Origin of the sequence: Brevibacterium permense (genome assembly GCF_025506275.1) — a bacterium.
GTDB classification, from domain to species: domain Bacteria; phylum Actinomycetota; class Actinomycetes; order Actinomycetales; family Brevibacteriaceae; genus Brevibacterium; species Brevibacterium permense_A.
On sequence record NZ_QYCP01000092.1, the window covers coordinates 147834 to 169841 of the forward strand.

The 22008-nt window shown below is 62.1% G+C and carries 21 protein-coding genes and 2 tRNA genes; 15 read left to right on the top strand and 8 right to left on the bottom strand.

All coding sequences use genetic code 11. The features are described from left to right. Window positions 1-7 precede the first annotated feature (7 nt). The 7 genes from D3I60_RS13925 (at window position 8) to gluQRS (ending at window position 6443) form a co-directional block, all read left to right on the top strand. On the top strand, window positions 8-1699 hold the full coding sequence (locus tag D3I60_RS13925) for an AMP-binding protein (RefSeq protein WP_262776876.1): 1692 nt from the start codon (window positions 8-10) through the stop codon (window positions 1697-1699). Window positions 1700-1826: 127 nt separating this feature from the next. Then, a complete protein-coding gene (locus tag D3I60_RS13930; protein ID WP_440588578.1) occupies window positions 1827-2576 on the top strand; it encodes an amino acid ABC transporter ATP-binding protein in 750 nt (249 codons plus the stop codon). Window positions 2577-2621: 45 nt separating this feature from the next. Beyond that, window positions 2622-3521 (top strand): glutamate ABC transporter substrate-binding protein, encoded by a 900-nt coding sequence (locus D3I60_RS13935; protein ID WP_172169335.1) that lies wholly within the window; start codon window positions 2622-2624, stop codon window positions 3519-3521. 70 nt (window positions 3522-3591) lie between these two features. Beyond that, window positions 3592-4254, top strand: coding sequence for an amino acid ABC transporter permease (locus D3I60_RS13940; protein WP_092014068.1), 663 nt, complete (start codon window positions 3592-3594; stop codon window positions 4252-4254). After that, window positions 4251-5093 carry an amino acid ABC transporter permease gene (locus D3I60_RS13945; RefSeq protein ID WP_262776877.1) on the top strand — a complete coding sequence of 281 codons (843 nt, stop codon included), beginning with the start codon at window positions 4251-4253 and terminating at the stop codon, window positions 5091-5093. The genes D3I60_RS13940 and D3I60_RS13945 overlap by 4 nt, the downstream gene beginning before the upstream one ends. 94 nt (window positions 5094-5187) lie before the next feature. Continuing rightward, window positions 5188-5508, top strand: a complete 321-nt coding sequence (locus D3I60_RS13950) for a GNAT family N-acetyltransferase (protein ID WP_262776878.1) — start codon at window positions 5188-5190, stop codon at window positions 5506-5508. Continuing rightward, complete coding sequence (gluQRS, locus tag D3I60_RS13955; RefSeq protein ID WP_262776879.1) at window positions 5505-6443, top strand: tRNA glutamyl-Q(34) synthetase GluQRS; 939 nt, start codon at window positions 5505-5507, stop codon at window positions 6441-6443. Before D3I60_RS13950 ends, gluQRS begins: the two co-directional genes overlap by 4 nt. 44 nt (window positions 6444-6487) lie before the next feature. Here the strand turns inward: gluQRS and D3I60_RS13960 are convergent, their stop codons facing one another. Further along, the gene (locus D3I60_RS13960) at window positions 6488-7699 is read right to left on the bottom strand and encodes a glycosyltransferase (RefSeq protein ID WP_346659575.1); all 1212 of its coding nucleotides are present in this window, start codon (window positions 7697-7699) and stop codon (window positions 6488-6490) included. Next, entirely contained in the window at window positions 7700-8611 is a 912-nt protein-coding gene (locus D3I60_RS13965; protein ID WP_262776880.1) for a DMT family transporter, read from the bottom strand. It lies immediately after the preceding gene. A gap of 256 nt (window positions 8612-8867) precedes the next feature. Between D3I60_RS13965 and D3I60_RS13970 the strand changes: the two genes are divergently transcribed. The 5 genes from D3I60_RS13970 to D3I60_RS13990 all read left to right on the top strand — a co-directional run bounded on the left by D3I60_RS13970 (window position 8868) and on the right by D3I60_RS13990 (window position 13156). Beyond that, window positions 8868-8940, top strand: a tRNA-Asn gene (locus D3I60_RS13970). Between the two features lie 106 nt (window positions 8941-9046). Then, complete coding sequence (locus D3I60_RS13975) at window positions 9047-10069, top strand: LLM class flavin-dependent oxidoreductase (protein ID WP_262776881.1); 1023 nt, start codon at window positions 9047-9049, stop codon at window positions 10067-10069. A 92-nt stretch (window positions 10070-10161) separates the two neighbouring features. After that, window positions 10162-11583 carry an MFS transporter gene (locus tag D3I60_RS13980; protein ID WP_276584640.1) on the top strand — a complete coding sequence of 474 codons (1422 nt, stop codon included), beginning with the start codon at window positions 10162-10164 and terminating at the stop codon, window positions 11581-11583. A 135-nt stretch (window positions 11584-11718) separates the two neighbouring features. Further along, window positions 11719-12987, top strand: coding sequence for an EAL domain-containing protein (locus tag D3I60_RS13985; protein ID WP_262776883.1), 1269 nt, complete (start codon window positions 11719-11721; stop codon window positions 12985-12987). A 92-nt stretch (window positions 12988-13079) separates the two neighbouring features. Next, window positions 13080-13156 (top strand) — tRNA-Ile (locus D3I60_RS13990). A 151-nt stretch (window positions 13157-13307) separates the two neighbouring features. On the opposite strand, the gene D3I60_RS13995 is transcribed toward D3I60_RS13990, so the two are convergent. Continuing rightward, window positions 13308-14045: a hypothetical protein gene (locus D3I60_RS13995; RefSeq protein ID WP_262776884.1), complete on the bottom strand. Its 738-nt coding sequence runs from the start codon at window positions 14043-14045 to the stop codon at window positions 13308-13310. Between the two features lie 94 nt (window positions 14046-14139). Next, window positions 14140-14694 (bottom strand): recombinase family protein, encoded by a 555-nt coding sequence (locus tag D3I60_RS14000; protein ID WP_262776885.1) that lies wholly within the window; start codon window positions 14692-14694, stop codon window positions 14140-14142. Between the two features lie 292 nt (window positions 14695-14986). Between D3I60_RS14000 and D3I60_RS19370 the strand changes: the two genes are divergently transcribed. Next, the gene (locus tag D3I60_RS19370; RefSeq protein WP_369415290.1) at window positions 14987-15145 is read left to right on the top strand and encodes a helix-turn-helix transcriptional regulator; all 159 of its coding nucleotides are present in this window, start codon (window positions 14987-14989) and stop codon (window positions 15143-15145) included. A gap of 354 nt (window positions 15146-15499) precedes the next feature. On the opposite strand, the gene D3I60_RS14005 is transcribed toward D3I60_RS19370, so the two are convergent. The 4 genes from D3I60_RS14005 to D3I60_RS14020 all read right to left on the bottom strand — a co-directional run bounded on the left by D3I60_RS14005 (window position 15500) and on the right by D3I60_RS14020 (window position 18701). Further along, a complete protein-coding gene (locus D3I60_RS14005; RefSeq protein ID WP_262776886.1) occupies window positions 15500-16354 on the bottom strand; it encodes a hypothetical protein in 855 nt (284 codons plus the stop codon). A gap of 108 nt (window positions 16355-16462) precedes the next feature. After that, a complete protein-coding gene (locus tag D3I60_RS14010; RefSeq protein ID WP_262776887.1) occupies window positions 16463-17047 on the bottom strand; it encodes a hypothetical protein in 585 nt (194 codons plus the stop codon). A gap of 581 nt (window positions 17048-17628) precedes the next feature. Next, window positions 17629-18279 carry a hypothetical protein gene (locus tag D3I60_RS14015; protein ID WP_262776888.1) on the bottom strand — a complete coding sequence of 217 codons (651 nt, stop codon included), beginning with the start codon at window positions 18277-18279 and terminating at the stop codon, window positions 17629-17631. Window positions 18280-18509: 230 nt separating this feature from the next. Then, entirely contained in the window at window positions 18510-18701 is a 192-nt protein-coding gene (locus tag D3I60_RS14020; protein ID WP_262776889.1) for a helix-turn-helix transcriptional regulator, read from the bottom strand. 526 nt (window positions 18702-19227) lie between these two features. Here D3I60_RS14020 and D3I60_RS14025 point away from each other — a divergent pair. Both D3I60_RS14025 and D3I60_RS14030 read left to right on the top strand, forming a co-directional pair. Beyond that, window positions 19228-20625 (top strand): peptidoglycan-binding protein, encoded by a 1398-nt coding sequence (locus D3I60_RS14025; protein ID WP_262776890.1) that lies wholly within the window; start codon window positions 19228-19230, stop codon window positions 20623-20625. A 650-nt stretch (window positions 20626-21275) separates the two neighbouring features. Further along, the gene (locus tag D3I60_RS14030) at window positions 21276-21767 is read left to right on the top strand and encodes a DUF3145 domain-containing protein (protein WP_039211244.1); all 492 of its coding nucleotides are present in this window, start codon (window positions 21276-21278) and stop codon (window positions 21765-21767) included. Window positions 21768-22008 lie beyond the last annotated feature (241 nt).

Genomic DNA, 22008 nt, shown 5'->3' on the forward strand with positions numbered 1-22008 from the left:
CACCGCAGTGTCCGAATTGTCTTACTCGTCGGGAACTTCGACGGAACCGCTGCTCGGGATCACCATCGCCGAGCACATCAAACGCACCGCAGCCGAGAATCCCGAAGCGCTGGCCTTGGTCGATCGGCATTCGAACCGGAGATGGACGTACTCCGACTTCGATCGTGATACCGATGCACTGGCCATCGGCCTTCTCGAACGTGGGGTGAAGAAAGGCGACCGCGTCGGCATCTGGGCGCAGAACGTCGGCGAATGGGCGCTCGTCCAGTACGCCACGGCGAAGATCGGGGCGATCCTCGTCAACGTCAACCCCGCCTATCGCAGCCACGAACTCGAGTTCGTCGTCGAACAGTCCGGAATGAGCCTGATGATCTCGCAGATCGTCGCACCTCCGCACTCGGACTTCCATGCCATCGCCACCGAGGTGGCGGCGAAGATCCCCGGCCTCGACCTCGTCTTCCTCGACACTGTCACCGAGGACCTCATCGGCGGTGTCATGGTGGGCGAGCGCGAGTCTTTCGCCCACCTCATCGGGCAGGGTCGCGAGATGCTCGACGACGAAGGGGCGAAGTACGCGGTGCGGCTGCAGCAGCTCATCGACGACCTCTCGGCCGATGATCCGATCAACATCCAATACACGTCCGGAACGACCGGATTCCCCAAGGGCGTGACGCTCAGCCACCACAACATCCTCAACAACGGCTTCTTCATCGGCGAGATGCTCTCGTACACCCCCGCCGACTCCGTGGTCGTTCCCGTGCCGTACTACCACTGCTTCGGCATGGTCATCGGCAACCTGGCCGCACTCAGCCATGGCGCAGCGATCGTGCTTCCGGCTCCCGCCTTCGACCCGGTGGCGACGATGCGGGCGGTCACCGAGGAGAAGGCCACATCGCTCTACGGTGTGCCGACGATGTTCATCGCGGAACTCGAGCATCCACAGTTCGCGGAATTCGACTTCTCCTCGCTGCGCACCGGTGTCATGGCCGGTTCGCCCTGCCCGGTCAATACGATGCGTCGAGTCATCGACGATATGAACATGTCCGAAGTCGCCATCTGCTACGGCATGACTGAGACCGCGCCGGTGTCGATGATGACGCGCGTGGATGACTCATTGGAGAAGCGCACCGAGACGGTCGGCCGAGTCATGCCCCACCTGGAGATCAAGATTGTCGACCCCGTCACCGGACAGACCGTTCCGCGCGGCCAGAAGGGCGAATTCTGCACTCGCGGATACGCTGTCATGCTCGGCTATTGGAATCAGCCGGACAAGACGGCCGAGACCATCGATGCGGCTCGCTGGATCCACACCGGCGACCTGGCCATCATGGACGACGATGGGTACGTCGACATCTCCGGACGGATCAAGGACATGGTCATCCGCGGCGGCGAGAACATCTATCCGCGCGAGGTCGAGGAATTCCTCTACCATCATCCCGCGATCCGCGACGTCCAGGTCGTCGGCGTCTCCGATGAGAAGTACGGCGAGGAGCTCATGGCGTGGGTGATCCTCAAGGACGGATTCGACTCGCTCACTGCCGACGAGGTCCGTGAGTTCTGCTCCGGCAAACTCGCTCATTTCAAGATCCCCCGCTATGTCGAAGTCCGTGAGTCGTTTCCGATGACCGTGTCGGGCAAGATCCGCAAGATCGAGCTGCGCAGAGAAGGCGAGAAGCTCGCTCATACCGTCGACGACTGAGGGCGACGGACACATCCCGGCAGGAGCTGCAGCCGGAGGAGTGTTCGAGGTCACAAGTCGGTTGCAGTTCTGTCTGCCCGGGGCGTGCCGTACTTCTGCGCGCCCATATTCACTAGGATCACAACATATGAGAGCTGAATCACCACCACTGGTGTCCTTGAGCCATGTCGAGAAGCACTACGGCGACTTCCACGCGCTGAAGAACGTCAACCTCGATATCGCCGAACGTGAGGTCGTCGTCGTCATCGGCCCCTCCGGCTCGGGCAAATCGACCCTGTGCCGGACGATCAATCGGCTGGAGACCATCACCTCCGGCACCATCACGATCGATGGCAGGGAACTGCCCGCCGAAGGCGCTGCCCTGGCTCAGCTGCGCTCAGACGTCGGCATGGTGTTCCAGGCCTTCAACCTCTTCGCCCACAAGACGATTCTCGAGAACGTCACTCTGGGACCGATCAAGGTGCGAAAGATCCCGAAGGCCGAGGCGGACAAGCAGGCGATGGCGCTGCTCGAACGCGTCGGCGTCGCCCACCAGGCCGACAAGTATCCGGCTCAGCTCTCCGGTGGTCAGCAGCAGCGTGTTGCGATTGCCCGGTCTCTGGCGATGAAGCCGAAGGTGATGCTCTTCGACGAGCCCACCTCGGCGTTGGACCCGGAGATGATCAACGAAGTCCTCGACGTCATGGTCGGACTCGCCGAGGAGGGAATGACCATGGTCGTGGTCACACACGAGATGGGCTTCGCCCGCAAAGCCGCCCATCGCGTGGTGTTCATGGCCGACGGGGAGATCGTCGAAGTCGCCGAACCCGAGGAGTTCTTCACGAACCCCCAGAGCGCCCGAGCCAAAGACTTCCTGTCGAAGATCCTCACCAACTGACACCACCGCTTTCAATCAGCACTACCTCACTCACAAGGAGAGACCATGAAGAAGCTCAGACTGGCGGTCGCCTCGGTGGCCATCGGAATGCTGGCACTCAGCGGCTGCGGCCAGGGCGGAACCCCGGACGCACCTGCTGACGGCGACGGAGCCAAGGCAGAAGCACCCGAATACACGGTCAACGAAAGCGCGGACATCGCCGACTCGAAGACGTGGAAGGCGGCGAAGGACGCCGGCGAGATCACCATCGGCGTGAAGTACGATCAGCCGGGTCTCGGAAACGTCTCGGCCGGATCGAAGACGCCCGAGGGCTTCGATATCGAGATCGCGAAGATGGTCGCCGCACAGCTCGGATTCAAGCCCGACCAGATCAAGTACACGGAGACCGTCTCGGCCAACCGTGAGCCGTTCCTGCAGCAGGGCAACGTCGACATGGTCGTCGCCACCTACACGATCAACGACGAGCGCAAGAAGGTCGTCGACTTCGCCGGGCCGTACTACGTCGCCGGTCAGGATCTGCTCGTGGCCGAGGACTCTGATATCGCCGGTCCTGAGGATCTCGACGGCAAGAAGGTCTGCTCCGTCGACGGTTCGACTCCGGCACAGAACATCAAGGACAAGTACAAGAAGGCCGAACTCGTCACCTACGATGCCTACTCGAAGTGCGTCACCGACCTGCAGTCGGGATCCGTCGACGCGGTAACCACCGATGACGCGATCCTGCGCGGCTATGCCAAGCAGTACGAAGGCGAATTCAAAGTCGTCGGCAAGCCCTTCACCGAAGAGCCCTACGGCGTCGGACTGCCCAAGGGCGACAAAGCCCTGCGGGACGCGGTCAACGATGCACTGGAGAAGGGCATGGACGACGGCGATTGGAAGAAGGCATTCGAATACACACTCGGATCGACCGATGGTGTCGACATGCCCAAGGTCGACCGCTACTGACCCAGTCCACAGATTGACATGATGCGAGGGCACCGGCTGCGGTGCCCTCGCATCGATTAAGGAATCTGCCATGGATTTCCTGGAGCTTCTCCAGATGTTCCTCTCCGGCGCGTGGGGAACGATCAGACTCTTCACCGTCGCCCTGATCGGATCGATGATCCTCGGTACGGTGCTAGCCGCCATGCGGGTCTCACCGACCCCGGTGCTGCGCATCGCCGCGTCGACGTACATCAACGTCGTCCGGAACACTCCGCTGACGCTCGTAATGTTCTTCTGTGCATTCGGACTACCGTTCCTTGACATCCGATTCGGTTCGACGAGTTCTTTCAACTCCTTCGTCTACGCCACGATCGCTCTCATCGCCTACACCGCGTGCTTCGTTGCGGAGACGCTGAAGTCGGGAATCTCGACGATTCCCGTCGGACAGGCCGAAGCCGCCCGCGCAGTGGGCCTGAGCTTCGGACAGACCTTGAGTGAAGTGGTTCTGCCGCAGGCCTTCCGCACGGTCATCCCGCCCCTGGGCAGTGTGATCATCGCGATGCTCAAGAACACCTCGATCGCCTCTGCGTTCAACAACCGAGAGCTGATCTCCGCGATGCGCAATGCCATCGAAATCCGCGGTGACCTCGTCATCCCGATTCTTTTCGGCACCGCATTGGCCTATCTGATCCTGGCTCTGCTGCTCGGCCGTGTCTTCGACTACCTGGAGAAGAAGCTGGTGATTCTGCGATGAGCGCACCCACGCAAGTGCTGTTCGACGAACCGGGGCCGAAGTCCCGCCGGAACAACATCATCCTCTCGATCGTGTCGCTGATCGTGCTGTTGGCTCTCGTGGCGTTTGTGATCTGGAAATTCGCCGACGCCGGTCAGCTCGAACCCGAGAAGTGGTACCCCTTCACCTTCGCGCAGATTCAGACCGTCCTGCTTCAAGGCATGCTCGCGACCCTCAAAGTCGCGGTCGTGGCTTCGGTCCTCGCGTTGGCAGTGGGCGTAGTCTTCGCCCTCCTGCGGCTGTCGAGCAAGAAGGTCATCTCGGTTCCCGGAACGATCGTCCTCGAATTCTTCCGCGGCGTGCCCGTACTGCTGCTCATCTTCGCGATGTTCCTCCTCTTCGGCAACGAGATCGGTGCCTTCTGGTCGGTCGTCTTCGGCCTGACCCTCTACAACGGAATGGTGCTGGCCGAGATCATCCGCGCAGGCATCCTCGCCGTCCCCACCGGGCAGCGTGAAGCGGCCATGGCGATCGGGCTGCGCTCGGGACAGGTGATGAGCCTGGTGCTCATGCCGCAGGCGCTGCGAGCGATGATGCCGACGATCATCGCCCAGATCGTCGTGCTCCTGAAGGATTCGGCCCTGGGCTTCATCGTCACGTATCAGGACCTGCTCTACCAGGTGAACCTCATCGGCCGCGAGTACAACAACCTGCTGCCGACGTTCATCGTCGGTGCGGCCCTGTTCATCATCATCAACATGATCGTCGCCGGGTTCGCCCGCTGGCTCGAATCCCGACTCCAGCGCAAGACCACCGCCGACACCGAGGCCGACGGCCTGACCTCGAAGATCGTCGACTGACTCTGCAGTCGCGAACGGGCCCGGTCGACAGCGACCGGGCCCTCGTTCGACCATGTATCGTTCACATAGGAGTCGGCCATGAAGGAGTGCATCAATGCCACAGCCTCAACTCAGCCCCACACCGGTTCGAGTGGTGAAGAACATCGACCGCGAACGGTACGAGCTGTTCACCGATGATCCCCCGGGAGAGTTCATCGGGTTCCTCGCCTACCAGGTCATCGATGACCACACCCTGGAACTCCAGCACACGATCATCTCCGAAGGCTTCTCCCGACGTGGCTTCGCACGTACCCTCGTCACCCACGTGCTCGACCTCATCCGGGCCGACGGGTCGACCATCGTGCCGACCTGTTCGTACGTGCAGGACTACCTCGAGCGGTTCCCGCAGTACGGCGATCTCGTGGCCCATCAGTGACGGAGAGACATCGAGGCGGCGGAGCGGGCCGTTTCGCTCCGAGCCCGAGCGGCGACCTCCACATCGGCAATATCCGCTCCGGGCTGCTCAGCTATGTGCGTGCCCGGCAAACGGGCCGGCGGTTCCTGTGGCGGATCGAAGACCTCGATCGGGTGAAGGCCGGCGCGGCCGACTCACAGCTTCAGGTCTTCGCCGAACTCGGCATCGTCCCAGACGAGGCGCCTCTGGTCCAATCCGAACGCACTGCCGACTACGCCGCTGCGATTGCGAAGCTGGAGGCGGACGGACTCGTCTACGAATGCTATTGCTCACGCAAGGACATCGCTCAGGCCCCCAGCGCACCGCACGCACCACCCGGAGCATACCCGGGGACCTGCCGCCGCCTCGGGGAAGAGGAGCGAGAGTCCGCCCGCCTGAGGCTCGAAGCGAACGATCGGCGGCCGGCGCTGCGTCTGCGCGCGGATAATCGAGTCCACAGCATCGACGATGTGCTGCTCGGCCGGGTGGAGGCGGTCGTCGACGATCTCGTGCTGCGGCGAGGTGACGGTGTCTTCGCCTACAATCTCACCGTCGCCATCGATGACGCAGCGACCGGAATCGACGAGATCCTGCGCGGGGACGATCTCGGTTCTTCGGCACCCAGGCAGGCGTATCTGGCACGGCTGCTTGGTCTGCCCGAACCGGGCTGGGTGCATGTTCCACTGGTGCTCAACGAGGGCGGTCAGCGGTTGGCCAAACGTGATGGAGCGGTGACTTATCAGCAGCTGCGCGGCCTCGGATGGACCAATGAGGACCTCTTCGCCTGGATGCAGCAGTCGCTGGGATTCGGCGGAGACGGTGGCCCGTGGAGATCCGTCGACGATATGGTCAGCGGCATCGATTTCGCCCGGATGTCCACGACGCCGACGGTCTTCATCCCGCCTGCGGGTTCCTAGGGCCGAATCCGCTCAGGTCGGCGCCTCGTCAGGCAGCTTATTCTTCAGGCTGCGGACGAGTCGACGGCGTCTCGGATGACTCCGTCGTAGATCGCTTCGAACGTGTCGAGAGTGTATTCGATATCGTGTTTGGCCACGACGTCGAGCGACGCCTTCGACATGGCATCGAGTTCATCATCGGGCATCCGGCAGATGCGGGTGAACCGGTCAGCCAGCGCATCTGTGTCGCGCGGCGGGAACAGGTACCCGTTGACGTCGTCGCGGACGAGGTGCGGCAGAGCCACCGCATCGGCGAGGACCACAGGTTTGCGCGACGCCAGCGCCTCCAACGTAGCGATGGACTGCAGCTCAGCGGTCGAGGGCATGCAGAAGAAAGTGCAGCGCTGGTAGGCCTCCATGAGCGCCTTGTCACTGATCTTCCCGAGCACATGCACACGATCAGCGATGCCGAGTTCGGCAGCCAGGTGCTTCAGCGGCTCCTCCTGGTCACCGCCGCCGACGATATCGGCTTCGAGCCCCAGCGCGGGATCGGTCTTCGCCACGGCCTCGACGATGTCGGCGGCGTGCTTCTCCGAGGAGAGTCGGCCGACGAAGAGAACACGTGGGGGAACGGCCCGCGACGCGGCGCAGTCGAGTTCGCGCAGATGAGCAAAGCGTTCCAAGTCGATCCCGCAGGACACCGCCCTGATGGGCGAGGAGAACCCGTTCTCGGTGAGCAGATCGGCGGCCAGCTGCGTAGGAACCGTGATGAAATCGGCGGACTGGAACTTCCGGCGCAGATCCCACCAGGCGATGGCGGTGCCTCCGTCGAGAACGGCCTTCGGAGCTTTGAGGTAGGGGCGGACATTGTCGGGCATGAAGTGGTTCGTGGCTACGACAGGGATTCCGCGCCTGATCGATTCGGAGAACGCATAGCGGCCGATGACGAAGTGCGCCTGAGTATGTACGACATCGGGGCGGACACTGTCGAGAAGTCGCGAGAACTCGGGCTTCGTCTCCCACGGCATGCAGATCATCCACGTCGGGTGCAGGGGCCACCTGTGAGCGGTGAGTCGGTGAACGGTGACCCCATTCTCGACACTGACCGAGGGTTTGCCCGTGGCCGAGGGGCAGGCGACGTGGACGTCGTTGCCACGGGCGGCGAGGCCTTCGGCCAGCCGTTCGGCGAATTTCGCGGCACCGTTGACTTCGGGGGCGTACGTCTCCGCCGGGATGAGGATGCGGCGTTTCGGGGTGGGACGGTGCGCAGACAGGATTCAGCTCTCCTCGGTGTCGGTCATGGTGTCGGAACGGCGGGCGTTCCTGCGCTGAGCTTCTCGATCTCTGACATCGGGATGATACCGCGACAATACAACGACGGCGGCGCAGGCGACCAATCCGGTGAGAGAGATGAGGATGATGAGCCAGACGGGGGAGTGGGCAGCCTCGCCGAGGACGACGGTGCCGAGGATCACGGCACCGATCGGGTCGATGACGGTCAGACCGGCGATGACCATCTCCGGCGGGCCCGCGGCATAGGAATTCTGGACGAACAGTGACCCCAGGGCCACTGCCGCCAGCAGCGCTGCGACATTGATCCAAGTGACCTGATCGAGACCGGCCTGGAGGAACTGGACGCTGACCAGGTGAGCGTTCGTCGCCACACAGGCGAACAGCAGGCCCGCGGCGATGATGAGCACGAGCTGAGGGGCGTGGCGGAAGGCCAGAACGATCACCAGCCCGACCGCCACGGCGACGGCAGTGATCCAGAACAGCGGCATCGCATCGGCTCCGAGGTGGACCTCGGACTGTGCCGTCGTCGCCGAAAGCGCGACGAAGAGCGTCACCCCAGCGGTGCACCACACGACTGACTGGACGAGTCGCCTGTTGACCTTGAGCCCGCGGTGGCGGACGCCGAGCAGCACCGAGACGATGAGTGAGAACGCGCCGATCGGCTGCACGACCATCACCGGAGCCAGCGCCAGGGCAACGAAATTGCCCGCCGTTCCCACTCCGAGGATGATCAGCCCGAGCAGCCACCGACGATTGCGCAGCAACTCGGTGAAATGGGCCCAGCTGAGTCCGTTGTGAGAGTCATCCTGCCCGGCGACCGCTTCGTGCTGATACAAGGCACCATAGGCCAGTGCCACGGCCGCGAGGACGGCGAGGGCGATTGCCACTATGGTCACGATGAGTCTTCCGGTATCGACGGTGTGGATGTGGGGAGCGGATCGCTTCGAGTCTATCGCGCGAGGCGGCGGCGAAGATGGCCGCAGACTGTGTTTGTCCTGACTGTAAGGCAACCCTGCGGCGACAGGTGGGGAAACCCTCAGACCTGTGGCCGAAGCAACCTCAACTCTGTGAGCTAAAGCACTCGACGTGGTTTTGTTCGCCGGCCGGGGGATTTGCTAAGCTGAGACACACATCCGCAGGAAATTGCGGCATTCCTCCGTAGCTCAGTTGGCAGAGCATTCGACTGTTAATCGAAGGGTCGCTGGTTCGAGCCCAGCCGGGGGAGCAGCCAAGGCCCCGTCCGTTTGGACGGGGCCTTAGTCGTGCCTCGTGGCTCTTGCCGCTGCGATCTGATTGGGGAATAGGCTCTGCACGCGGCGGGTTGAACTGGCATGAAGTCTTTCGGATTCCTCAGTTTTGGTCACTACGACAACGGCGGCGACCTCGACGCTGGGCAGATGCTGCGCGATGCGGTGGAGATCTCCGTCGGTGCCGACGAGCTCGGCGTCAACGGCGCCTACTTCCGAGTCCACCATTTCGCGACCCAGGCGGCCTCTCCGATTCCGCTGCTGTCGATGATCGCCGCGAAGACCAGCAACATCGAGGTCGGTACCGGGGTCATCGACATGAGATATGAGAACCCGCTCTACCTCGCCGAGGAGGCCGCCGCCCTCGATCTGCTCTCCGACCAGCGAGTGGCGCTGGGTATCAGTCGCGGATCCCCGGAGCCGGCCCTGCGCGGTTGGGAAGCCTTCGGCTACGAGGATCACATCGAGCGGAAGGCCGCGAACATGGCCAGAGAGAAGTTCGATCGTTTCCTCCGCGCCATCCGCGGCGAGGAACTTGCCCCGGCCGATCCGCAGCAGTTCGGTCCGGGGAAGCTCCTGCGCATCGAACCGCATTCCCCCGGACTCGATCGACGCATCTGGTGGGGAGCTGGATCCGCCTCCACCGCAGAATGGGCTGCACAGCAGGGCGTGAACCTGATGAGTTCGACTCTGCTCACCGAGGCGACCGGCGCCGCATTCGGAGACCTGCAGGCCGAGCAGATCGCCAGATACCGTCAGGCATGGAGCGCCGCGGGGCACGGATGGACTCCACGAGTGTCCGTCAGCCGCAGTATCTTCCCAATCACCACCGACATCGACGACCTCTACTTCGGTCGGCGTGGGGCAGGCCAAGAGGATCAGATCGGCATCATCGACGACACACGTTCGACGTTCGGCCGTACCTACGCGGGCGAACCGGACAAGCTGATCGAAGAGCTCAAGGCGGACGCGGCTATTGCGGCAGCCGATACCCTCATGCTCACCATCCCCAGCCAGCTCGGAGTCGACTACAACCTGCACATCCTCGATTCCTTCGCGCAGCACGTTGCGCCGGCACTGGGCTGGGTTCCTGCCGGACAGAGCTGAGACACGGGGCCGAACCGAACTTCATGAACGTAGGATGAGACGAGGCAGAGACGATGAATGGCTGAGGGGGCCGCGTGAGCGAGCACACGAAGATGACGCAGACGCAGAAGCGCATCCTCCTCATCGGCCTCGTTCCCCTCTTCATGTCCCTGCTGTCGGTGTCCAGCATCAACGTCGTCCTGCCGTCGATCGCTGCTGATATCGACGCTTCCACTTCGGCGCTGCAATGGGTGCTCACCGGATATGCGCTGTCCTTCGGTGTGGTCCTCGTCGCCGCCGGACGTGCCGGAGACGTCTTCGGGCGCGGACAGCTGTTCGCCATCGGAGTCGGCCTGTTCGGCCTGTCCTCGCTGGTGGCCGGAATCGCCCCTGATCCGCTGACGCTCAACATCTCCCGAGTGACCATGGGGCTGGGCTCGGGATTCCTCAACCCACAGGTCGTGGGCCTGCTGCAGCAGTACTTCCAAGGGCCGCCACGCGGTCGCGCATTCGGGCTGATGGGCACCACCGTCGGCTTGTCGGTGGCTATCGGCCCTGTGCTCGGCGGTTCCCTCATCGCACTGTTCGGCAGCGACCTCGGCTGGAGAGCGACCTTCCTGGTCAATGTGCCCTTCGCCATCGCGTCCCTCATCCTCGCCCGGGCCTGGCTGCCTGCCGGCGCATGGCGACCCGCCGTCGACCAAAATGCGAAGAACTCAGATGGCGGCAAGGATCTCGACCCCGTGGGGGTCACCCTCCTCGGCGTGGGCGTCCTCCTCATCCTCCTGCCCTTCGTCGAATCATCGCTGGGCTGGTTCATCTGGCTGTCCCTGCCGATCGGCATCGGCATGATCTGGGTGTGGGCCCGGTGGGAACGTCGGTACGCGCGTCTGGGCCGTCCCCCGATGGTCGATCTCGATCTCTTCCGCACCCGCAGCTTCAGCAACGGTTCGATCATCATCGCTCTCTACTTCCTCGGCGTCACCAGTGTTTGGGTTCTCGTCGCCATGTACATGCAGCAGGGGCTGGGACATACAGCCCTGGCCGCGGGGATGATCGGTCTGCCGGCCGCGCTGTGCTCGGCGGTCTCAGCCGATGTGTCCGGACGGTTCGTCTTCCAGATCGGCCGCCGCCTCGTTGTCTGGGGGATCGCGCTGTGCCTCGTCGGTCTGGTGGCCACGATCGCCGTCGTTGCGCTGCTGTCCCAGGGCATCGGCAGCGAGTGGTGGATGCTGCTGACTCTGGCGTTCATCGGCACCGCGCAGGGCATGGTCATCAGCCCCAATCAGACTCTCACTCTGCAGGAGGTTCCCCTGAGATACGCCGGATCCGCGGGAGGAGTTCTGCAGACAGGGCAGCGCATCGGCACTTCGATGGGGCTGGCGATCATGACCGCGCTGGCGTTCTCGATCACCGCGGTGAGCAATTGGCATTGGGGGATGATGGGGGCGTTCGTCGCGATCGCCGTCATCGTCATCCTCGCCGGAATCGTCGGTCTCATCGAGGTTCGCCGAGGCGGCCCCCGCCGGGCTTGAGGGCCGTTCGCGGCGCGCCCGGCCGAGTCAGGCAATCGTCAGCTGTCAGCGCAATAATGTTACGGATTTTAGACAATCCGCTGTGTCCGAATGTGGAAGACTGTGAACGCACATCAGCCCATGGAAGGAAACACAGTGGTCGAGGCCGTACCCGATGACGAGCTGGAGCTCGAGGAACTCGTGCGCTCGGGAGGGATAGAAACCTATTTCGCCCCCGTCGTCGACGCACTGACCTTCCAGCGGGTCGGCCACCAGATTCTGCAGGCTCCCACAGGTTCCCCGGAGTTGGGTCGTGCCGAGTCGGAGAACCTGCGCCGCGCCATGCGCGCCTCGACGATCACGGGTGATATCGACGCCTCTCTGCGAGACTCCGCGCTGCGCACGGCAGAAGGTGCCGGACTGCCGAAGTCGAACCGCCTGTTCCTCCACGCCGAAGCTGAGTCTTTCGCGACCCTCGAGGAACGTACCGGAGAACCCGACCGCTCGGTCATCCTTCAGCTCGACGCGACCCGTGTCGCCTCGTCCCCGGCCTCCGTGCTGCGTTCGGTGCGCTCCGCACGGGCCATGGGGTGGGGAGTGGGCATGTCTTCGGTAGGTGCCGACCTGCGCAGCACCGCCTTCGTCCCGCTGGTCAATCCTTCGGTGGTCGGACTCCATCCGGACGTTCTGCGCATCGACTGCGATTCTCATCTGGCCGAACTCAACCGCCTTCTCCACGCCCATCTCGAACGCACGGGAGCGGTCATCCTCGCTGACGGTGTCGAGACCGATGACGATCTGGACCGTGTTCGTGCGCTGGGGGCAAGGTTCATGTCCGGGCCCTACTTCGGTGAGGCCACCAAGCAGCCGCAGGCGTTCTCCGAGCCGAGTGAGGACGCCCTCGTCTCTCACTACTCTCGCAATCTGCCGGCACTGGGCACCCCGTATTCGATCTCTCAGGGACTGCGGCGGGAGCCTCTGGTGATGAACCGCGAACTCCTCGTCGCTCAGATCGCTGCCCTGGAAGAACGTGCTCTGGCATCGGGTACCGCAACCATCACCCTCGGCGTGTTCGGGGAGGACGACGAATTCTCCGAGGCGACGCGACTCCGCTATGAGAAGATCCGCGACACCGTGGGGCTCACGGCGATGTTCTCCGGCGGCTTCGACGGACCGCCGATTCCCGGAGTGCGCACCGGACTCGTCGATGCGTCCGATCCCATCCGCAACGAACACGGCGTCGTCGTGGTCGGGCCGGACTGGTCGGGCATGGTTGCCGCGTCGAAACGCAACGATCCGGGCAGCGACGGACAGACCGTCTTCGATGTCTACATCACGACCGACCGATACACATGCGTCGACGCCGCACGCAGCGTTCTCACTCGAGTCGCACCTCTTACCGCAACGGCGAACCTGCGCGCCTGAGCAGAGCGAGTCCGGGTGTCTCGACTCCGCAGAACCCGCGTGTGTTCCGAATGGGGAAGCGGACTCCGATGGTGCTAATGTTGTCTCGGCTGGCCCCCGTAGCTCAGCTGGTTAGAGCAGGGAACTCATAATTCCTTGGTCGTCGGTTCAAGTCCGACCGGGGGCACCACGAACGAAGGCCCCGCGATCCCTGTAAATACAAGGGAAAGCGGGGCTTCTTCGTTGCCAATTCGATAGAGATGCACACTGAGGTGCGGTTGTCAAATGTACCGGCGTGTCACCCCTGATTCTCTTAGCGACTTGCAGAGTTGTTGCAGAGTTTAGTGTTGCACTAGGGTGCGTTCGTCCCAGAGTTCGAACGCCGCATAGGTGAGGGCAACCCCAATCCCCATTAGGTTGTTCATCGATGTGTAAGGGTTTTCAGGTTGCGGCATTTTCATTGCCCATCTCATTGCATGAGCGTGTCCGCTGCAGAGCCGCCAGTAGCTGAGAACTTGGGTGTGGTCGCAGCGGTCTTGCTTTTCTAGCGTGCGTGCGGTGTAGTCGACAATCCACGTATCGTCGGGCTTTTCCTTCGGCGGAACACCGAGGCTCTGCCAGACATTCGCAATTCGGCTACGTTCTTTCTCAATCTCGTCAGCGAAACTGAGGGATGACTGCTCCTGGTCTCCAACGAGTGGACGCTGGAAGCCGTCAATGTTGACTAAGTTCTCTTCTAAGAGACTGAGTCCGCGCCGAATCCTATGCTGGTACTTCCTTGGTGCCAATAGCCAATATGCAGTTGAGGCAGCAAGCAGCGGCGGGCGTGCGATGGAGAAGAACGCTGTGTCGTGAAACTCCAAAGACTCGTGTTCGTAAAGCTTCAGCAATGCGGCGAGATTGTCGACAGAGGCCACCAGCGCTGTCCAGGCCAGTATCGGTGTCTCCGCATAGAGTTCCTTAGCTAGCTGGCATCCAGGAAAGACATCAGGCTTAATTTTGGTGCGCTGGTCCCAGCTGCGAATCATAGGTGCGTATACGTCGAATACCGGGTCATCCATATATTGTTCGCTGTTCATGACTCAAGTGAAGCTGTACCCCGCGCACTTGTCGATGCCGATCAAATAACAAAAGCCCCGGCGTTATGGCCGGGGCAGTGCTGATGCCTATGACTTAGACGCTTTTTAACGCTGTGTAGAGCGTCTGCTTCGAAACCCCGAGGTCTCGGGCCAGGTCGGCCACGCTCGCGCCGTCCTGCCGCTTCTGAGCCGCTTCCGAGATCTGCTCGGAAGTGAGGGACTTCTTTCGTCCGAACGGCTTGCCAGCAGCCTTAGCGGCTGCGATGCCCTCACGCTGACGTTCATTGATTAGGTCTCTCTCGAATTTTGCGAATGCCGCGAACACTGTGAGCATGAGTTCTCCTTGGGCGGTGCCCATGTTCATCCCGGGGTTGTCGATGAACTCTAGACTGACTCCCTTGTCGGCCAGCTTCTCGGCAATCTCCAGGAGGTCGCGGGTATTCCTGGCGAGTCGGTCTGTGGACTTCACACGGATCACGTCGCCGTCCTCGGCCAGCTCGTCAATGAGCACGCCCAGCATTGGCCGATCCTCGGTGTTCTTGCCTGACTTCTTCTCGGTGATGAGCTTGTCCACGTCGGCCAGTGCCTCGCGCTGGCGGTCGAGGTTCTGATCTGTCGAGCTGACTCGGGCGTATCCATAGACGGTCATGGTCTGTCTCTCTCGTGAGGGCTTTTGGCTTCTGTCCAGAAAGTCTAGGGACTTCTTGGATCCGAGTCAAGAAATATCTTGACGGGCTTTTTTGGACGCTAGATCTAGACTCGTTCAGATCGTCTAGAAAAGTACACCTTTGTGGATTCCCTGCGTTCGGCTTGAATGTAGCTTGGTTACGTCATGATGATTGGCAGCAGAGCGGTGCATCGGGCACCCCCTGAGCTGAAAGGCGCGAGTGGTGGGCGGCAACGGTATCGAGAGCCGGAGTCTGAGTGACTATCCAGAGGTCATGACGAGAGCGCAGGTTGCGGAGTACCTGCAAGTCAGCGTGTCGACCCTGAGTCGATGGGCGCGAGACGGGATCGGTCCCCGCTGCATCTACCTGGCCGCTTCGACCCCTCGGTATCGACGCGAAGATGTTCGTGAGTTCATCGACGAGTCAGGATAGTCCGCCGCCGTGCTCGTCCCCGCGATCATGCGGCGTCGCAGAGGGGGCATGCCCCCTCCCGCCTCGGCCACCTGGACCGGTAGTGGATAGCAGGAGCGGTCGCTCCCGGATGAAAAGCTCGTAGCCATGCCAGTGGTTCGCCCCTCGGCCCCGAGGTCTCGGGCCTCGCTCGCCTGCCCTAGGGTTACTCAACCGTCCTGTCGAGTAACTTAGGATTGAAACCATTCGGCCCCGGTCGAGCCGCGCGGCAACGTCGGCCCTGAAAATTGCAAACACTCTGGGAAGTCCGCAGATACGACAAAAGCGGGGCAAGGCCGTGAAGCCCTGCCCCGCCTGATCGGTGCTCGGTCTAGCTCATCGCATGGCGACGGTGCTCACACCGTCCGGTGTCGTGGTCATGCCCTTGACCACGTTCCCGTGGATGTCCCGGGTCAACATAGGTCGGCCTGTCGGTGCCGTGTATTGGAACGGCTGTGCACCGCCCTGGCGCTCGGCCTGCCGGTACGCCTCGTACCGCTCGCGTTCTTCCTTGCGCTCGGCTTCGAGCGCGGCGCGTTCTTCCCGCTCTCGCTTGGCCTCGGCCTCCAGCTCAGCATCGTAACGGCTGTCTCGGATCGACTCGCGCAGCGCGTCGAGTCCGGTCGAGGGGATCGCAGGACTCACGCCCTGCCCGTCTAGGGTGAGCAGCGGCCCTCCGCTGGTGAGCTGCACTCGAACCCGGCTATCCGGGTGTTGAGCTATCGAGTCGAGGCCGATGGACTTGCCGAGCATGATCGCCTCGGTTTCCAGCTCGTTCACGTCATACAGCTGCCCGAGGTACTTATCCGCGATTGCCTGAGCTTCGGCGGCGAACTCTGCCGCCCACTCGTCATCGTCAAAGGCCGCGACCGCCTCGGCGCGGTCGAGGCAGCGAGCCTCGGTGAGCGCAACTTCGGCGCGGTCGAACTCGGCCCGGGCCTCAGCGACGGCCCCCGTCGCACGCTCCACGCGCTTACGGTGGAATGTCACGGCTCCCTCGCGTTCGGCCCCGTCGTGGGCCGCGTTCTTCGGCAGCGTCTTAGCTGCATCCAGTCGAGCATTAAAATTGTCGAGGTCAGCCTCAGCCGCGCTCAGGGCTTTCTGCTCGGTGGCAAGATTATCGAGTGTTTTGGCAAGTGCGCTCTTGGCGTTGTCGTGTGCTGGCTGGGCGTTGTTCTCGTGTGTGTTCAATGTAGATTCCTTATATCGTGTTGTAAAGCTTGATTCTGCGATTGATTGCCCGTCCTGAACTGGGGTGGGGTAGTTCGACCCCGGTGCCCAGGACGGGCATGGAATGCCCTAGGCGACAGCCTTGGGCGCGTATTGCGGTGCGGTGTGCTCAGTGAGTTGGTTCCAGCCGTTAGCGGCTGTTACGGGGAATGCCGCGACGATCACCGAGCACGGCAGGCAGGGCGGCTTCACGTTGGAGAATCCGAGCTGATGCCCCCAGGCGGCTTGTGCGCAGCAGCGCGGGCACAATCCCGCGCGGTCGTACCAGCCGTAGACCCCTTGCCACCGACGTGCCTGTCGAGAGGTTTCGTGCCCCTGAGTGGCTAGGGAGGGTGATCGCACCGGGATATCCGTGACGGGCAGTGAATCGCCGTTGCCGGTAGTCTCAGCAGGTATTCCCCATTGCTCCGCAAGCTGGTCTGCCATCGGGCCGCTGTTGATCGGCCCGAGGATGTGAGTCTCGATCCAGCTGTCAGCGAACTCGCCGGGGCCGCGCCCCGAGCCTGTGGCGGTGTCGGTCGCCTCGGTGTCGCCGTACCACCACAGTTCACGCTCGCCAGTGTCGAACACGACCACGGCGACCGGTGCAGTCTTGCGCAGCTCCACGACCTCGGCGGTCTTGCCGTCGATGGTCACTGTCTCGCTTACGTTCATTCGGTTTTCTCCAGTTCTTCAAGGGCATCGGTCGCTCGACCGATCTGCTTCACAAGCACTCTGATCCGTCCCGCACGCCTTCGGCTCGGGGACGAAAGCTCACGGCTTTCGAGTCGGTTGAGATGGGCCTGTAGTCGTTCAAGCTCTGCAGAGGCGAGCGCGACGAAGAGCTCACGGTCAATCACGGATCGACCAGGGGTTCGATCCTCTGGAGATGTCAGCTCGCCTGTCATCGTCAAGCGGCCACCCCCTGAGCCAGCACGCTATTGGGCCAACTGTCTGAACTGAGGCTGATGTGCTCACGCCCTGTGAACGATCGGGTGCTGAACGATTCGGCAGCGTCGGCGATCCTGGCGCCGACTTCCTCCGGAGGAACTACCAGGACTTCGAGATCACCCCGGAAGTAGGAGCGGGTGTAACCTCGGCCACCTGGCCCAACTATCGTTGTCGCGTCATACTCGGCGCGGCCCCCGCGCCCGGTGTGCTTTCCGACAAGAATGTATGTCAGTGGTGATGAGGTCGAGAGCGTGTACGCCTCGCCTACTTCGAGGTCTGCAATAGGGGACCATTCGAGGTCTGAGCTATGTGTCATTGTGTTTGATTCCTTTGCGTTTGATTCGTGCCGCGAACCTGTCGAGTTCGTCGGCCTTGGCCGGATCATCCGGCCTCTCGGGGTCGTGCTTGATTCGTTTGCGATCAAGCTCGCGTTGTTGCACCGCGTCGGGATCGTCCGATTCGATCCAGCGGTTATAGGCGCCCGTCACCGGCACCAGGTGCCCGGGCCTCACACATGCCGGGACTCGGCATAGGTGGTGCAGCTCCCGATCACCCCGGTGCCCACCGAAGAAGTAGACATAGAGGAAGCGGTGTGCCAACCAGTTCAGACCGTTCGATAGGAGCTTCGTCCGCGTCCGGTCATCGTCGGGACTCGGCACGTAGCCGTTAGGCTGTGTGCCTCGGTATTGCCAGCAGCCGAGTTCACCGACCTCGGCGGTGTTGTCTGCTATGTAGTCGAGACTCGACTCGAGTTCATCCACGTTCTCCGTCTGATAGCCTTGCTCGTGCGTTCTACAGAAGCGCGGGCCGTCCCGCTTCTGGCCGAACCGGACTACACCGTCGCACCCGCGAACAAAGCAACGGTTCTTGGTTGCTCGGTCGTGGCGCATTCGATGTTTAGGGCAAACAAACTTGCCCTCTACGTTGTGGCGACCATCGTTCTCGCAGTCGTCCATCTCGCAAGGGCGTTTGTCCTTTCGTGGTCGTCCCCGGCCACGCGGTTTTGGTGTGCACAAATATTCGTCAGTCGATGCTGCTCAACCTCCTTTCGGCCTAGATGCTCGGCGGGGGAGCGGTCCCTCAATGAGGGCCGCGTTTCGATGGGGGCATTCCCGTTGTATGTATCTATGCCTTTGCTCTCTTGCTCTTGCTCAAGCCCCCGCAGCCCTAGCGGAGGGGGCTAGCCTCAGTACTTCACTTCCTGTTGCGAGATCCACGCATCAAGTGACTCGACTCGGTACCGAACTCGGCCGCCGATCTTGAGGTGTGGCGGTGCCGCAGGCGACCGCCGATTGTTGCGCAGCCAGTACTTCGTGATCCCGAGGTATTCGGCAGCCTGCTCGTCGTTGAGGACGGCAGGCGTGATGTTGCTGCTCATGGTGCTATCCGTTCTGCCCGCGTTCGGGCATAGAAAAAGCACCGTCCCGATTGGGCGGTGCTGTTGTCGTGGTGGTTCTATTTGCTAGAGGGTGTGAATCCAGAGGGTAAATTCACAATGCCTCTGTGTGATTTCAGGAACGTTTGGGAACGTTCACTTATTAGAGGGTGTCAGTGGGAGCTGTCGCTGACATGGAGAGAGTGTGAGATGTGCCACGCGGCGGCCTAAGCCGTTCGCGTTGCCTCTCATCTACTAGAGGGTGTTGGTAGAACATCCCCACAACATGCTGAACCTGTGAGTTCCATCCCATGACTTACTGCCTCTACTTATTAGAGGGTGTCGAATCGGCGGTTTAGTGACATGACGCCCTAGTGATCTTGATTACAGACCTTTATGTTCCCCTACATCTAGGTGCACACGGGAGCGTGCGACCGATACGAGACCGTGAACAAAACGTACTAAACCCGGTTCGGCTGCGGATCAGGTTCCGTTCGACCAGGGAACTGGCCACTGTAGACTTGCAGACATGAGCATCACGGATGAGCGGCAGAAGCTCCGCGAGAAGACCGGCGACCCCAGGGCCGAACTCGGCCCGAGGGAGCTGCGGTGGACATGCCTTTATCCCGTCCCGGACGGGGGAGGGCGGAGTTATAAGCGGAAGAAGTTCCGCGTCCGCAAGGAAGCGGAGGACTTCGACCGCAAAGCGCATGAAGCGTTCGACAATCACAATGCGGTAGATCAGTCCAAGGCCCAGAAGATCACGGTCGGCCAGCTCCACCGCGAGTACATGGACTACCTCAGGAAGTCAGGCGGTCGCGGCCCCGAGGGCGCGGCCCCGAGTTCCTTGGAGAAGTACGAGAAGATCTATAAGTCCGTGATCAAACCCCGCTGGGACATGGCACCGCTTTCGACGGTGACACCGGCATCTGTCCGCGATTGGGTAGAGCGCGGAGACTTCCCGACCCGAGGGCAAAAGACCGCAGGGGTCAAGCAGTTCAACCGCCTCATCACCTACGCCGATGGACGGTACATGAACGGCAACCCGGTTAGGCCACTGCTCAAGCAGCTCCCGAAGTCCGGGGAGTCGGGTGACGCGAAGCGTCTTGCGCTCAAGATGCCTCAGGTTCTCAGGCTCTCAGCATGTGCTCCAACGCACTACGCTGAGATGTTCATCTTTCTTGCGTTGACTGGTCTTAGGTTCGGAGAGCTTGCGGCTCTCCGTGGCCGTGATGTGGACGGGAGTGTCCTCAGGGTTCGGAGGACTCAGCGGACGGTCGACAACCGGATTAGTTACGCTGACACGACCAAGGGTGGAGGTCAGCGTGACATACCGCTTACTCAGGTCGCTTTGGAGATTGCAGAGTCACGTCGTCGTGGTCTTGACGATCTCCTGTTCACCGCGTCGCGAGGAGGGGATTTGATCTATCAGGGATTCGCTAACCGTGGTCTCAAGCCTGCTCTCGCCGTGGCTGCGTCTGCTGTCGAGCGTCTGCAAGACGCGCTCGGAGTCTCGGAGTATCGCGGTGACTTCCACGTCTACGGCCCCGAGACGGCCCGAGCCGTCGAGCAAGCCCAGCGCGATCACGACCTGCCTGTCACTGGCACCGCCGACCCTGCCACTCGGCAGGCTCTCGGTCTTGATGATGCCGAGCATGACTACACGCTTGAGCGTGGCGAGACCGACTTCCCCGAGGACTTCACAGCGCACGGCTTTCGGCACACATGTGTCTCTCTGGTGGTGGGTGCGGGGGCGAGCGTCGTGGTCGCTTCCAAGTTTGCCGGTCACTCTAAGGTGTCCACGACACTCGACACGTATTCTCACCTATTCAACGACGATCTAACCTCGGTTGCCGATGCGCTCGGCAAGCTCTATGCGGATGCTAAACGCGGCCAGGCTCGAGAGCTGCCAAGCTCGCCCGAGTAAAACTGACTTGCAGAGTTGTTGCAGAGTTGGGACGCGATCCCAGTGCTGGCAACGAAAACTCAGTGATCTCATAATTCCTTGGTCGTCGGTTCAAGTCCGACCGGGGGCACCACGAACCATCGAACCGGTTTGGACGACCTGCCCAGGCGGATGAACAGGGTACGACCGAGCTCATGCGTCGTCGTTCCTCCGCCTCGTCGAACAGCCGTGCGAAGGCTGATTCCGCCTTCGGGTTACCGGCGGAATGCTCAGCCCGCATTCGCACAGTTTCCGCGTCCTCCTCAGATGAAGAGATCTCGACGACGAACTGCGGGCCGACTTCGGCAGAAACGAGTCGCGCGAGACGCACGCCCTGCTCGGCGAAAGTGCGCCGGACAGCCCCGTGTCCTCGTAGTCGATGGGCATGCTGATCCACAGCACCGTATCCGCATTGTCTGGGAACATGCGGATGGTCCGCAGCGGTCGTTCGTCGGTCGTATGCTCCTCGGCTATCGCGCCAGCCTGACGGCAGCCGTACGCGCGGCACAGACACCCGACGCCACCAGCATCTTTGATGCTTGGCTGCACGCCGAACATCGACTATCATGTGGACAGCACCTCCTTTCGGATCGTAGGGGAAGACGTATCCGAAGTAGGAGGCAGAAATGGATATGACTCAGGGCGTACTCTTCGTCCACTCAGCACCTCGTGCGCTGTGCCCTCACATCGAGTGGGCAGCGGGCGGGGCCATCGGCGCACAGGCACGCTTCGACTGGACACCCCAGCCGGCAGCTCCAGGTCTCGTGCGCGCGGAAGTCTGCTGGCGCGCGCCGGCAGGCTCCGGAGCTCGCATCGCATCCGCTCTGCGCGGCTGGGACTCGCTCCGCTACGAAGTCACCGAGGAGCCCTCGGCCGGAGTCGACGGCGGTCGATGGAGCCACACACCCGATCTGGGCATCTACCACGCTGTCACCGACACGGCCGGCAATATCCTCGTCCCTGAAGACCGCATCCGCTCCGTGATGGAACGCGCCGCCGGGGACCCAGCGAAGTTCTCCTCGGAGATGGCGATCGCCCTCGGTGAAGCGTGGGACGAGGAGCTCGACGCGTTCCGCCACGCAGGTGAGGGCGCACCAGTGCGCTGGCTGACAAAGGTCGGCTGAGCCGCTCTCCCCTCCGTGTCCGCGCCGTACAGGCACGTGACTGATCGGACCGCTCAGTTCTGCTCAATGGGCACACCTTCCTGCCTCGGGTGTGCCCATTTCGCATGCTCTCGTGCCTGAGCGCCTTATGCAGGAGGCTCTACGCAGACCACCTTCCCAGGCACAGATCGCGTCCCGCTGTCCTAATGGAAACGGCCCACTCTGAGTCGGAAAGCACAGTTGTGAAACTGTTCTTTCCGAC

Coding starts and splice junctions, on each gene's coding strand:
- D3I60_RS14000 (WP_262776885.1), bottom strand. CDS start 14,694: ATGACCGTCTATGGATACGCCCGAGTCAGCTCGACAGATCAGAACCTC.
- D3I60_RS13950 (WP_262776878.1), top strand. CDS start 5,188: ATGCCACAGCCTCAACTCAGCCCCACACCGGTTCGAGTGGTGAAGAAC.
- D3I60_RS13995 (WP_262776884.1), bottom strand. CDS start 14,045: ATGAACAGCGAACAATATATGGATGACCCGGTATTCGACGTATACGCA.
- D3I60_RS13930 (WP_440588578.1), top strand. CDS start 1,827: ATGAGAGCTGAATCACCACCACTGGTGTCCTTGAGCCATGTCGAGAAG.
- D3I60_RS14030 (WP_039211244.1), top strand. CDS start 21,276: ATGACTCAGGGCGTACTCTTCGTCCACTCAGCACCTCGTGCGCTGTGC.
- D3I60_RS13940 (WP_092014068.1), top strand. CDS start 3,592: ATGGATTTCCTGGAGCTTCTCCAGATGTTCCTCTCCGGCGCGTGGGGA.
- D3I60_RS14010 (WP_262776887.1), bottom strand. CDS start 17,047: ATGAACGTAAGCGAGACAGTGACCATCGACGGCAAGACCGCCGAGGTC.
- D3I60_RS14025 (WP_262776890.1), top strand. CDS start 19,228: ATGAGCATCACGGATGAGCGGCAGAAGCTCCGCGAGAAGACCGGCGAC.
- D3I60_RS13980 (WP_276584640.1), top strand. CDS start 10,162: ATGACGCAGACGCAGAAGCGCATCCTCCTCATCGGCCTCGTTCCCCTC.
- D3I60_RS14015 (WP_262776888.1), bottom strand. CDS start 18,279: ATGGACGACTGCGAGAACGATGGTCGCCACAACGTAGAGGGCAAGTTT.
- D3I60_RS19370 (WP_369415290.1), top strand. CDS start 14,987: ATGACGAGAGCGCAGGTTGCGGAGTACCTGCAAGTCAGCGTGTCGACC.
- D3I60_RS13945 (WP_262776877.1), top strand. CDS start 4,251: ATGAGCGCACCCACGCAAGTGCTGTTCGACGAACCGGGGCCGAAGTCC.
- D3I60_RS14020 (WP_262776889.1), bottom strand. CDS start 18,701: ATGAGCAGCAACATCACGCCTGCCGTCCTCAACGACGAGCAGGCTGCC.
- D3I60_RS13975 (WP_262776881.1), top strand. CDS start 9,047: ATGAAGTCTTTCGGATTCCTCAGTTTTGGTCACTACGACAACGGCGGC.
- D3I60_RS13935 (WP_172169335.1), top strand. CDS start 2,622: ATGAAGAAGCTCAGACTGGCGGTCGCCTCGGTGGCCATCGGAATGCTG.